Genomic DNA, 12,302 nt, shown 5'->3' with positions numbered 1-12,302 from the left:
GAGTAGCTATGGTCGATAAACTGACGCATCTGAAACAGTTGGAGGCGGAAAGCATCCACATCATTCGTGAGGTGGCCGCCGAGTTCAATAATCCGGTGATGCTCTATTCCATCGGCAAAGACTCCGCCGTGATGCTGCATCTGGCACGTAAGGCGTTTTTCCCCGGCCGCCTGCCATTTCCGGTCATGCACGTCGACACTCGCTGGAAATTCCAGGAAATGTACCGTTTCCGCGAAAAGATGGTCGCCGAGATGGACCTCGACCTGATCACTCACATCAACCCGGACGGTGTGGCTCAGGGCATCAACCCCTTCACCCACGGCAGTGCCAAGCACACCGACATCATGAAGACCGAGGGTCTCAAGCAGGCGCTCGACAAGCATGGCTTCGATGCCGCCTTTGGTGGCGCACGCCGCGACGAAGAAAAATCGCGGGCGAAGGAGCGTGTCTATTCCTTCCGCGACAGCAAGCATCGCTGGGACCCGAAGAATCAGCGCCCCGAACTGTGGAATGTCTATAACGGCAAAGTGAAGAAGGGCGAATCCATCCGCGTCTTCCCGTTGTCGAATTGGACCGAGCTGGACATCTGGCAATACATCTATCTGGAACAGATTCCAATCGTGCCGCTGTACTTCGCCGCCGAACGCGAAGTCATCGAGAAGAACGGTACTCTGATCATGATCGACGACGAGCGCATCCTCGAGCACCTCTCCGATGAGGAAAAATCGCGTATCGAAAAGCGCATGGTGCGCTTCCGCACCCTCGGCTGCTATCCGCTTACCGGCGCGGTGGAATCCACCGCCGCGACGCTGCCGGAAATTATTCAGGAAATGCTCCTGACGCGTACTTCCGAACGTCAGGGCCGTGTGATCGACCATGACGGAGCTGGTTCGATGGAAGAGAAGAAGCGGCAGGGATATTTCTAGGCCGGAGGCCTAGGCGGCAGGCTTCAGGCGACGGGCTGAAAGCAGGCCTCAAAGTAATCGGAGCTGATGAAATGGATTTCGAGCGGCTTGAAGTGTGGCAGAAAGCGAGGGTTTTGACCGTTCAGGTCTATCAGGAACTTGCAGCCTGCCGAGATTATGGGTTCAAGGATCAAATTACCCGCTCAGCGCTTTCAGTTCCCAGCAATATCGCCGAGGGGATGGAGCGCGGGAGCAATAAGGAAAAATGTCAATTTCTGCGAAGAGCCAAAGGCTCTTGTGGCGAATTGCGAACCCAGATTCTTATCGGCGCTGATATTGGCTACATCAGACAGTCCAGCGCTGCTGCCTGGCTTGAAGAGTCAACCCGAATATCTCGAATGCTAAGCGGCCTGATTGGCCGAATCGCAAACTGAATTTAGCGCTGTTGGCCTGCCGCCTGAGGCCTGCAGCCTGCAGCCCTGGAGCTACGAAGAATGAGTCATCAGTCTGACCTTATTTCCGCCGACATCCTCGCGTATCTGGCCCAGCATGAGCGCAAAGAATTGCTGCGCTTCCTGACTTGCGGCAACGTCGACGACGGCAAGAGCACGCTGATCGGGCGTCTGCTGCACGACTCGAAAATGATCTACGAGGATCATCTCGAAGCCATTACTCGTGACTCGAAGAAGTCCGGCACCACCGGCGATGAAGTCGATCTGGCGTTGCTCGTCGATGGCCTGCAGGCCGAGCGCGAGCAGGGCATCACGATTGATGTTGCCTACCGTTATTTCTCCACCGCCAAGCGCAAGTTCATCATCGCCGACACCCCTGGCCATGAGCAGTACACGCGCAACATGGCGACCGGTGCGTCCACCTGCGATCTGGCGATCATCCTCGTCGATGCCCGTTACGGTGTGCAGACGCAAACCAAGCGCCACAGCTTCATTACCTCGCTGCTGGGCATCAAGCACATCGTGGTCGCCATTAACAAGATGGACCTGATGGACTTCGATCAGGAAGTCTTCGAGCGCATCAAGGCCGACTACCTCGCTTTTGCCGAGCGCATCGAGCTGCAGCCTTCGTCGCTGCACTTCGTGCCGATGTCGGCGCTTAAGGGCGACAATGTGGTCAACCGCAGCGAGCGCGCGCCCTGGTACGAAGGCCAGTCGTTGATGGAAATTCTCGAAAGCGTCGAGATCGCTGGCGACCGTAATTTCGACGATCTGCGCTTCCCGGTGCAATACGTCAACCGCCCCAACCTGAACTTCCGTGGCTTCGCCGGAACGCTCGCAAGCGGCATCGTGCGCAAAGGCGACGAGGTAACGGTGCTTCCATCCGGCAAGCGCAGCAAGGTCAAGTCCATCGTCACCTTCGATGGCGAACTGGAGCAGGCGACGCCGGGCGAAGCGATCACCGTGACGCTGGAAGACGAGATTGACGTGTCTCGCGGCGACATGCTGGTGCACGCTGACAATCAGCCGCGCATCGTTGACAGCTTCGACGCCATGTTGGTGTGGATGGCTGACGAGCCGATGCTTCCGGGCAAGAAATACGATATCAAGCGCGCCACCAGTTATGTGCCGGGCTCCATCGCCAGCATCACGCACCGGGTGGATGTGAACACGTTGGACCATGGCCCGGCCAGCAGCCTGCAGCTCAATGAGATTGGCAGGGTCAAGGTCAGCCTGGACGCCTCGATCGCGCTAGACGGCTACGCGCAGAATCGCACCACCGGCTCGTTTATCGTCATCGATCGCCTCACCAATGGCACTGTTGGCGCTGGCATGATCATCGCTGACCCGATTGTTCATGGCTCCTCGGGACATCACGGCGCCTTGGCGCACGTTTCCACCGAAGAGCGCGCGACACGCTTTGGTCAGCAACCGGCTACCGTGCTGTTTACCGGCTTGTCCGGCGCCGGCAAGAGTACGCTGGCCTACGCGGCGGAGCGCAAGCTGTTCGATATGGGCCGCGCGGTCTATGTGCTGGATGGCCAGAACCTGCGCCACGACCTGAACAAGGGCCTGCCGCAGGACCGCGCCGGGCGCACTGAGAATTGGCGCCGTGCCGCTCACGTGGCGCGTCAGTTCAACGAGGCGGGGCTGCTGACCTTGGCAGCCTTCGTCGCACCGGATGCCGAAGGCCGTGAACAGGCCAGAGCGCTGATTGGCGCTGATCGGGTCGTTACTGTCTACGTCCAGGCTTCACCGCAAGCCTGCCAGCAGCGTGATCCGCAGGGGCTGTATGCGGCGGCGGGCGATAACATCCCAGGCGAATCCTTCCCTTACGATGTCCCGAGTAATGCGGATCTGGTGATCGATACGGAGTCGTTGACGGTGGAAGAGGGCGTCAAGCAGGTCATTGATCTGCTGCGCAAGCGCGGCGCTATCTAAGCTATCCCGTAAAGCAAAACGCCCTGCAGATTGTAGGGCGTTTTTGTTTCTAGCGTAGGGCAGCATCCGTAGAGTGGGTGCAACCCACAGAGTGGCACGCAATGTTACGTCTGACGTGCTGTGCTAGCGCTAGCGCACCACGTATTTCAGAATTTCCACGACCTGCTCGGTGGTGGTCGCCCAGGCCATGGCGGCCGCATCGACTTCCTTCAGCGGATGCACGATATCTTCGCCGTGCAACGTTACATAAGGCTTACCCAGCGCTGCGCAATAACCGGCGTCGAATGCGGCGTTCCATTGCTTGTACTTATCGCCGAAACGCACCACCACCAGGTCCGCTTGCTGAATCAGCGTCTTGGTGCGGATGGCGTTGACCTTGGACGATTTATGGTCGCGCCAGAAACCGTTCGTTTCAGTACCGAGGCAGTCGCCGGCGGCATCGCTGGCTTCGTGATCGGTCACGGCAGACGTGAAGACCACGTCCAGCTCGGCGGCGGCAGCGCCACGCTTGATCTCGTCGCGCCAATCGGTGTGGATTTCGCCGGACAGGTAAACAGTAAAGCTCATGGTTCCTCCAGAACGCTTCGTTGCCTGGTTTGGTTGATGTCGAGCAGGCAAAACAGCGGTCGATCCTAGCCCAGCAGCCGAGCTCGGGCCAGCGCAAGAGGTTCAAAGCTTGCAGCTAGAAGAGCGGGCCGGAGCGGGTGTTGTTGCCCTTGGCAAGCCGGTCGTACAGCACGACATTGACCGTGGCGGCCAGATTCATGCAGCCGGTGGTGGGAATATAAATTACATCTTCGCACCAATCGCGGATTTCCTTGTTCAGCGAACCGTCCTCCGGGCCGAAGATGTACAACGCCCGATCCGGGTGGGTGTATTCTGGAAGCGGGCGAGCCCCCTCGACCAATTCCACCGCCACAGGCACACAGCCCAGCGGAAGAACCCTGCGCAGGTCATCGATGTTAATCAGGGGGATATCCTGATGAATCTTCTTGGTATCGGTATTGAAGTCGCGCGCACGGTCGTAGCGTGTGCCCGTATAGAAAACCGAGCTCACGCCATAACAACCAGCGGCCCGCATGATCGAACCGACATTGGATGGCGACTTAGGGTTGAACAGGCCGACACAGCTGTATCGTTTGTTGGCCACAGAGACGGTCTCGCAAAAGCGCGGAGTATAACGATACGTCGACGGGTGGGGCGTGCCGCCAGTTGGTGTTCGATCACGTAGTTGCGTACGGTTCGAGGCAGGCGGGCTGCGCCCGCGTTTGATTAACGAGACCTCCTCGGATGCTGCTCCTATCGCGAATACTGTGATTACTTCTGACTCCGGCCCGCATTACCCAGCAGAACCGCTTTTGAGTAATCGAGAAACTCATCCAGATGTCGGGTAATCACCGCAACGGTGATCGGCAGCTGCAGCGCCTGGTATTCCTGCACCGCGATATCGCGATAGCCCACCATTCGCTTGAGCGCCTCGGCCAGATCGTTTTCAATCCAGCCTCCCGCTGCAAGCAGCGCGAATACGTCGCGAGCGCTTTGAGGTATGCCTAAGCGCTCACGCCTGATCAGATGCTGTCCCATGTCCAGCGCCGCCTCGCAGGCACGTTGAATATTCAGGATCGCTGCGTCCTGGCGGGTGAAGTCTTCGGCGAAGCTCGCCGGGTCGCGCTCATACTCCTCACGTGCGCGCCTGACACAACGCTCAATGCTAGCCGCCTTGTTCAGCAGCACATCATCGGCCATACACCTGCCCCTCCCGCTCGATATCGCGCAATAAATCTGCCCGGCGCCGATCCAGCTCCAGTTTTTCGCTGAGCATGGCGCACTCGACCAAGCCTGCCTGATCTCCGGCAGCCCACCAGCGCTCGCCGCCCAACAGCACCTGCTGCTGCATCACCGTCGTAGTACCGCGCAGGTCCAGCAGATCGACCGGACAACCGGCTATATCGGCAGCCTCTCCGGCGAGCTCCCATAGCACCAGCGGATCGGCATAGCCCTGCACCAGCACAGCCATATCCAGGTCGCTCTGTGCCCCCACAGTTCCCTGCACTCGACTGCCGAAGGCATAGACGGCAAGTAAGCCATCGAGGCGCGAGCGCAACAATTCAACCAAGGCCCGTTTGTTCATGAAAGCTCCAGGCAAGACCCCGGCAGTGTACTTCAAAGACACCGTGAAACCGGCGATAGCCTGGTCGGCTTATAAGTCGTTTGGCGGTAAACGATGGAAGCGCCTTTGGCGATTCATCTTACGGAAGCGATCCGCGACCAGCGATGTCCAGGCAGCGTAGGTTGGACTTAGTCGATGACGTAATCCAATGTTCGGGTTACGTACCTACCAAGGCACAACGCTAAGCGGCGGATATTGAGACGTATATACCTTTGACATATCCCGCGATGACACTACCATGGATATACAGCAAGCATATCCTTGAAGGTGTATCGTGGAACAAGGCTCCATTTTCCAAAGCAATCGCAGTCAGGCTATACGGTTGCCGAAGGCTGTTGCGCTACCTGAAGACGTGAAGCGCGTCGATATTGTCGTAGTGGGTCGGACCAGGATCATCAGTCCAGCCGGTGAATCATGGGATACCTGGTTCGACGGCGAAGGCGTTACCTCGGACTACATGGCCGAAAGAGCGCAACCTGCTGAGCAAGAGCGAGAAAGTTTTTGATGGTCAAGTTCATGCTCGACACGAATATCTGCATCTTCACCATCAAGAACCGCCCTCAGTTGGTGCGTGAGATCTTCAACCGACATCATGGGCAAATGTGCATCAGCACGGTCACCATGATGGAGCTTATCTACGGCGCAGAGAAGTCTTCCAACCCCGAGGGCAACCTTGCGGTTGTTGAGGGTTTTGCGGCGCGCTTGGAAGTATTGAAGTACGACGAAGATGCGGCTGCCCATACGGGCCAGCTTCGCGCTGAGTTGGTCAAAGCCGGGAAGCCAATTGGCCCTTATGACCAGATGATTGCCGGGCATGCTCGTTCGCAGGGATTGATCTTGGTAACGAACAATTGCCGCGGGTTCGACCGTGTGCCGGGCCTGCGGATTGAGGACTGGGCGAACCCCAGCGAATAGCGGGGCAACGAAGAGTTGCAAACCGCAAGTAACGCGGTTTCGCGGGCGGTTCATTCTCCAGCGTATGCAGCTGGTTCGCGGTAACGATGGAAGCACCTCTGGCGATTCCATTCTACGAGAAATGATTCGTCAGGCCGCGAGGAGCATGCTCGGCTCCTGGCACCACAAGCTCCGGATCGCCCGCCCAATCGGCAGGATACAGCCCGGCACGAACGTCACGATGAAAGCTGGAATAGGGCCAATCCCTTACGCGTCTAACCAGGCCATGCTTGAGTGGATTTACATATACGTAATCGACATGCCGTCGGAAATCGGCTTCGTTACGGATGAGATGTTCCCAATAACGACGCTGCCAGATACCGCGCTCACCCCGATGCAGACGTACAGCCGAACGATACTCGTCAGCAGGCAAGGCACGGCAGAAGAACGTTTTGATCAAGCGCCAACGCAGCGAATAGTCCGAATCGTCCGGCGGCAGTGTCCAGACGCAATGCATATGCTCGGGTAAAACTACCCAGGCATTGATAGTAAAGGGATGGAGTTGATGCACGCGCCGGACGGCAGTCCGCAGAACATCGACGTGTCGCACCAGTAAATCATTGCCGCGCCGCTCAAGAAGATTCACCGTAAAAAACCAGCTCGCCGCTGGAACCAGGGCGCGACGATAGTTGGGCATCCTTGCCTCCCTCGACGTATTGATGAGCCAAAAGTGTAAGTTGGATCAGTCGTCGGAGGTGTGGCCCAGTCGCGGTAACCGACGGAAGCGCCTTTGGCGATTCCATCTTAAAGTCGATCCCGCACCGAATGTTCAGCCAACGTAGGTTGGATTAGCCGAAGGCGTAATCCGACGTTCGAGTGGGTGGGTTCGGTTGCGGTGTTGGGCGGTGGATGCAGCCGGTTCGCGGTAAGCGACGGAAGCGCCTTCGGCGATTCCATCATACGAAAAGCGATCCGCCATACCGCGATACCGCGTTACAGTTCGCCGCTCCGCGAGGTTCAGTCAACGTAGGTTGGATTAGCCGAAGGCGTAATCCGACGTTCGAGTGGGTGGGTTCGGTTGCGGTGTTGGGCGGTGGATGCAGCCGGTTCGCGGTAAGCGACGGAAGCGTCTCCGGCGATTCCATCGTACGAAACGCGATCCGCCTTACCGCGATCCGCCATACCGAGGTACCGATCCGCCGCAAGAAGCGGTATTTCCACCCCCAAACAGCAGAACGCCCCGCACGAAGGCGAGGCGTTTAGTTTGCAACGGCGGATACAGTAGGTTCGCGGTGAACGACGGATTACGCTTCGCTAATCCATCCTACGAATTGATCCGCCTTACCGCGTTACCGCGAAAGGTGTCCGCGCATACCGCGGTACGAATTGATCCGACTTACGGCGTTACCGCGATACAAAGCGATCCGCGATACCGCGTTACAGTTCGACGCTCCGCGAGGTTCAGTCAACGTAGGTTGGATTAGCCGAAGGCGTAATCCGACGTTCGAGTGGGTGGGTTCGGTTGCGGTGTTGGGCGGTGGATGCAGCCGGTTCGCGGTAAGCGACGGAAGCGCCTTCGGCGATTCCATCATACGAAAAGCGATCCGCCATACCGCGATACCGCGTTACAGTTCGCCGCTCCGCGAGGTTCAGTCAACGTAGGTTGGATTAGCCGAAGGCGTAATCCGACGTTCGAGTGGGTGGGTTCGGTTGCGGTGTTGGGCGGTGGAGTGCAGCCGGTTCGCGATAAACGACGGAAGCGCCTTGGGCGATTCCATCATACGAAAAGCGATCCGCCATACCGCGATGTGCCGTGACGCAGAGCGTCACCCAAGGCGTTCCCACGCGGGAGCGTGGGAACGATCAAATCCATCGTACGAAAGGTAATTCGCCGTACCGCGGTACAAACAGCAGAACGCCCCGCTCGAAGGCGGGGCGTTTAGTTTGCAACGGCGGACAGTAAGTTTGAGATGAGCGACGGATTACGCTTCGCTAATCCATCCTACCAATTGATCCGCCTTACCGCGTTGGATGCAGCCGGTTCGCGGTAAACGATGGAAGCGCCTTCGGCGTTTCCATCATACGAAAGTGATCCGCCATGACCGCGATCCGCCGCAAGAAATCGGCATCACCGCCCCCAAACAGCAGAACGCCCCGCACGAAGGCGAGGCGTTTAGTTTGCAACGGCGGATACAGTAGGTTCGCGGTGAACGACGGATTACGCTTCGCTAATCCATCCTACGAATTGATCCGCCTTTCCGCGTTACGAGCCTACAGGGCTTAACGGCAGTTGCTAGGGCGATATTTGTCATCCACGTCGCCGCCAGTACAGGTCCATTGAATAGCGCCGTTTTGGTCGGCTGGTGCCAAGATGAGCGTCGCATCGTCAGCGACTTTAGCGTTATAAGTCACAGTAATTGCGCCTCCATCACCGATCGCGACCGTTTTTACAGCATTGCCGCTGATGGTTCCAGAGATTCCAGCCATCGTGTTAGTTGTCGGAAAAGCGCCCTGAGATGCATAGTACTCTGTAACTGCCGATTTCGCGCCAGCAGCCAAGGTCAAGCCTTCCGATACATGAGAGCGCTTGGTGTAATCCTGATAAGCAGGCAGCGCAATAGCAGCCAAAATACCAATAATCGCCACAACGATCATCAATTCAATAAGGGTAAAACCCTTCTGCATCTGAGCTTTCATTTGGATCTCCTTTAAGTGTTAAGGCTGTGAGCCTGCCAGAGACAAAGCAGTTGGCGTGCCAGCTTTCGTTCGCACCGAGCGCAGCGGGCAGTAATGTGAAATGCCTCAATTTTATTGCCGCTGCCACGGAGTGTTTCAGGCGCGCTGCTAGCTCCGCCTGCGCCTGGTGTTCAAATGAAGCTGGCCGTTTTCACTCGTCGCCGATATTGGCCGGCTCTTCGCGGGCGATATGTGACCAATAGCGTCACTTGCCGCTGACCTTGTTTGCAGGGCCCGGCATCTGCGTTATAAGGCGAGCATAGACAGGAGCGAGACCGCCATGAGCGACAATATTTCTCTTTCCGGCCTTGCCCGGCAGATGGTGCTGGCCGGAGTGCTGGACGAAAAGACGGCCCAGCAAGCGCAGGTGCAGGCGCTGCGCAACAAGTCATCCCTGGTTACGTATGTCGTGCATAACAAGCTGGCGAAAGGGCGCGCTGTCGCCGAGCTTGCGTCCGACCAATTTGGCGTCGCATTGCTGGACCTGTCTGCGCTGGATAAGGAGTCGCTGCCCAAGGATTTAATCAGCGAGAAATTGGCACGTCAGCACCGCGTTCTGCCGCTTTCCAGGCGCGGCACCAAGCTATATATAGCCATCTCCGACCCCGCCAATCACCAGTCGATTGCCGATATCCAGTTCAGTACCGGTCTGACCATTGAGTCGATCCTAGTCGAAGACGACAAGCTAGGCGCTGCGATCGACAAATTGTATGAAAGCGGCACCACCGGGCTGGAAGATCTGGGTGAGGTTGATCTAGATGGTATCGATGTCGAGACGGTCAACGATGACGGAAAAGTGGAAGAGGGCGGTGAGGCTGCGGATGACGCTCCAGTCGTGCGTTTCGTCAATAAAATGTTGCTCGATGCCATTCGCGGCGGTTCGTCCGACTTGCACTTCGAGCCCTATGAGAAGGCCTATCGTGTACGTCTTCGTACCGATGGCATCCTTCATGAGGTTGCTCGCCCGCCGATCCAGCTGGCCCCACGTATATCTGCGCGATTGAAGGTCATGGCCGGTCTGGACATCTCCGAGCGTCGCAAGCCCCAGGACGGCCGGATCAAGATGAAACTTTCCAAGACCAAGGCCATCGACTTTCGTGTGAACACTTTGCCCACTTTGTGGGGCGAGAAGATCGTGATGCGTATCCTCGATCCATCCAGTGCGCAGATGGGTATCGATGCGCTGGGTTACGAGGAGTCGCAAAAAGAGCTGTACATGAATGCCCTCAAGCAGCCGCAGGGCATGATCCTGGTGACCGGGCCGACCGGCTCCGGCAAAACCGTTTCCCTTTATACCGGCTTAAACATTCTCAATACCGTGGATGTGAATATTTCCACCGCGGAAGATCCGGTAGAAATCAACCTGGAAGGTATTAACCAGGTGAACGTTAATCCCAAGCAGGGTATGGATTTCTCCCAGGCGCTGCGTGCATTCCTGCGTCAGGACCCGGATATCATCATGGTGGGCGAGATTCGTGACCTGGAAACCGCCGAAATTGCCATCAAGGCAGCGCAGACCGGGCATATGGTTATGTCGACGCTGCATACCAATAGCGCCGCGGAAACCTTGACCCGCTTGCGCAATATGGGTGTGGCGGCATTCAACATTGCCACATCGGTGAACCTGATCATCGCCCAGCGGCTGGCGCGCAAGCTCTGCAATAGCTGCAAGAAAGAAGTGGAATTGCCAAAAGAGGCCCTACTGGAAGAGGGCTTCCCTGCCGATAAGATTGGCACCTTTAAAATCTACGGCCCGGTCGGCTGTGAGAATTGCAAGGGTGGATACAAAGGTCGTGTCGGTATTTATGAAGTGGTTAAAAACACGCCGGCCCTGGCCAGGATTATCATGGAAGACGGCAACTCAATCGATATTTCCACCCAGATGCGCAAAGACGGCTTTAACGACCTGCGGACCTCGGCTTTGGCCAAGGCCATGCAGGGCGTGACCAGTCTGGAAGAAGTCAACCGGGTGACCAAGGACTAACATGGCGCAGAAAGCGGTAAAAACCAGTGTCTTCACCTGGGAAGGAACGAATAAGCAGGGCGCAAAGCTAAAAGGTGAACTGAGCGGTGTCAGCCCGGCACTGGTCAAGGCGCACCTCCGTAAGCAGGGCGTCAACCCGCAGAAGGTGCGCAAGAAGTCGGTGTCGCTGTTCAGCGCAGGCAAGAAAATCAAGCCGATGGACATCGCTCTGTTCACCCGACAGATGGCGACGATGATGAAAGCTGGCGTGCCGCTGTTGCAATCCTTCGACATTATCGGCGAGGGGTTCGATAACCCAAATATGCGCAAGCTGGTCGATGACCTTAAACAAGAGGTTGCGGCGGGTAACAGCTTTGCTACATCGCTGCGCAAGAAGCCGCAGTATTTCGATGATCTTTATTGCAACCTGGTGGACTCAGGCGAGCAGTCGGGTTCGCTGGAGACGCTGCTCGACCGAGTGGCGACCTACAAGGAAAAGACCGAGGCACTAAAGGCCAAGATCAAGAAGGCAATGAACTACCCGATTGCCGTAGTGTTGGTGGCGGTTATCGTGTCTGCCATCTTGTTGATCAAGGTGGTGCCGCAATTTCAGGACGTTTTTGCCAACTTCGGCGCGGAGCTCCCGGCTTTTACCTTGATGGTGATCGGCCTTTCGGAAGCCCTGCAGGAGTGGTGGTATGTCGTACTGATCGGCCTTATCGGCGCTGCCTACGCTTTCAAGCAGGCACATGCGCGATCTGAAAAGTTTCGCAACTGGTTTGATCGGTTCCTTCTCAAGGTTCCGATTGTGGGTGACATTCTCTACAAATCGGCGGTGGCGCGCTTCGCTCGCACGTTGGCAACCACCTTTGCTGCCGGTGTTCCACTTGTGGATGCGCTGGACTCGGTCGCCGGTGCTACTGGCAACGTTGTGTTCCGCAACGCCACGATGAAGGTGAAGGGCGACGTTTCCAGCGGCATGCAGCTGAATTTCTCGATGCGAACCACTGGTACTTTTCCGAGCATGGCCATCCAAATGACCGCAATCGGTGAAGAGTCGGGCTCGCTGGATGAGATGCTCGCCAAAGTTGCCACCTTCTATGAAGATGAAGTGGACAACATGGTCGACGGCCTCACTGCCCTGATGGAGCCCATGATCATGGCGGTTCTCGGTGTGCTGGTTGGCGGCCTGATCATCGCCATGTATTTGCCGATCTTCCAGCTGGGTGCCGTGGTTTAAG

Annotated in this window: 13 protein-coding genes; 7 read left to right on the top strand and 6 right to left on the bottom strand. The window is 57.1% G+C overall.

Annotated features, from left to right (window positions below; all coding sequences use genetic code 11):
• Positions 1-8 precede the first annotated feature (8 nt).
• The 3 genes from cysD (at position 9) to cysN (ending at position 3,298) form a co-directional block, all read left to right on the top strand.
• The gene (gene cysD / locus AC2LD7_RS03885) at positions 9-926 is read left to right on the top strand and encodes a sulfate adenylyltransferase subunit CysD (protein WP_484596540.1); all 918 of its coding nucleotides are present in this window, start codon (positions 9-11) and stop codon (positions 924-926) included.
• A gap of 71 nt (positions 927-997) precedes the next feature.
• On the top strand, positions 998-1,339 hold the full coding sequence (locus AC2LD7_RS03880) for a four helix bundle protein (protein ID WP_484596539.1): 342 nt from the start codon (positions 998-1,000) through the stop codon (positions 1,337-1,339).
• Positions 1,340-1,399: 60 nt separating this feature from the next.
• Positions 1,400-3,298: a sulfate adenylyltransferase subunit CysN gene (gene cysN, locus AC2LD7_RS03875; RefSeq protein ID WP_484596538.1), complete on the top strand. Its 1,899-nt coding sequence runs from the start codon at positions 1,400-1,402 to the stop codon at positions 3,296-3,298.
• A gap of 129 nt (positions 3,299-3,427) precedes the next feature.
• On the opposite strand, the gene AC2LD7_RS03870 is transcribed toward cysN, so the two are convergent.
• From AC2LD7_RS03870 to mntA, 4 genes are all read right to left on the bottom strand, one after another.
• On the bottom strand, positions 3,428-3,865 hold the full coding sequence (locus tag AC2LD7_RS03870; protein WP_484596537.1) for a YtoQ family protein: 438 nt from the start codon (positions 3,863-3,865) through the stop codon (positions 3,428-3,430).
• A gap of 115 nt (positions 3,866-3,980) precedes the next feature.
• A complete protein-coding gene (locus AC2LD7_RS03865; RefSeq protein ID WP_484596536.1) occupies positions 3,981-4,448 on the bottom strand; it encodes an RNA methyltransferase in 468 nt (155 codons plus the stop codon).
• Between the two features lie 167 nt (positions 4,449-4,615).
• Complete coding sequence (hepT, locus tag AC2LD7_RS03860) at positions 4,616-5,044, bottom strand: type VII toxin-antitoxin system HepT family RNase toxin (RefSeq protein ID WP_484596535.1); 429 nt, start codon at positions 5,042-5,044, stop codon at positions 4,616-4,618.
• Positions 5,034-5,429: a type VII toxin-antitoxin system MntA family adenylyltransferase antitoxin gene (gene mntA / locus AC2LD7_RS03855; RefSeq protein WP_484596534.1), complete on the bottom strand. Its 396-nt coding sequence runs from the start codon at positions 5,427-5,429 to the stop codon at positions 5,034-5,036. Before mntA ends, hepT begins: the two co-directional genes overlap by 11 nt.
• A gap of 313 nt (positions 5,430-5,742) precedes the next feature.
• On the opposite strand from mntA, the gene vapB reads away from it, so the two are divergent.
• Both vapB and vapC read left to right on the top strand, forming a co-directional pair.
• Entirely contained in the window at positions 5,743-5,973 is a 231-nt protein-coding gene (gene vapB, locus AC2LD7_RS03850) for a type II toxin-antitoxin system VapB family antitoxin (protein ID WP_484596533.1), read from the top strand.
• The gene (gene vapC, locus AC2LD7_RS03845; RefSeq protein ID WP_484596532.1) at positions 5,973-6,383 is read left to right on the top strand and encodes a type II toxin-antitoxin system tRNA(fMet)-specific endonuclease VapC; all 411 of its coding nucleotides are present in this window, start codon (positions 5,973-5,975) and stop codon (positions 6,381-6,383) included. The genes vapB and vapC overlap by 1 nt, the downstream gene beginning before the upstream one ends.
• A gap of 112 nt (positions 6,384-6,495) precedes the next feature.
• Here vapC and AC2LD7_RS03840 read toward each other — a convergent pair whose 3' ends face one another.
• Entirely contained in the window at positions 6,496-7,059 is a 564-nt protein-coding gene (locus tag AC2LD7_RS03840) for an REP-associated tyrosine transposase (protein WP_484596531.1), read from the bottom strand.
• Between the two features lie 1,583 nt (positions 7,060-8,642).
• On the bottom strand, positions 8,643-9,059 hold the full coding sequence (locus tag AC2LD7_RS03835) for a pilin (protein ID WP_484596530.1): 417 nt from the start codon (positions 9,057-9,059) through the stop codon (positions 8,643-8,645).
• Positions 9,060-9,378: 319 nt separating this feature from the next.
• Between AC2LD7_RS03835 and pilB the strand changes: the two genes are divergently transcribed.
• Positions 9,379-11,082, top strand: coding sequence for a type IV-A pilus assembly ATPase PilB (gene pilB / locus AC2LD7_RS03830; RefSeq protein WP_484596529.1), 1,704 nt, complete (start codon positions 9,379-9,381; stop codon positions 11,080-11,082).
• Between the two features lies 1 nt (position 11,083).
• Positions 11,084-12,301 (top strand): type II secretion system F family protein, encoded by a 1,218-nt coding sequence (locus AC2LD7_RS03825; protein ID WP_484596528.1) that lies wholly within the window; start codon positions 11,084-11,086, stop codon positions 12,299-12,301.
• Position 12,302 lies beyond the last annotated feature (1 nt).

The organism is Stutzerimonas sp., from assembly GCF_982611455.1.
This window is presented reverse-complemented; position numbering and strand designations above follow the sequence as displayed.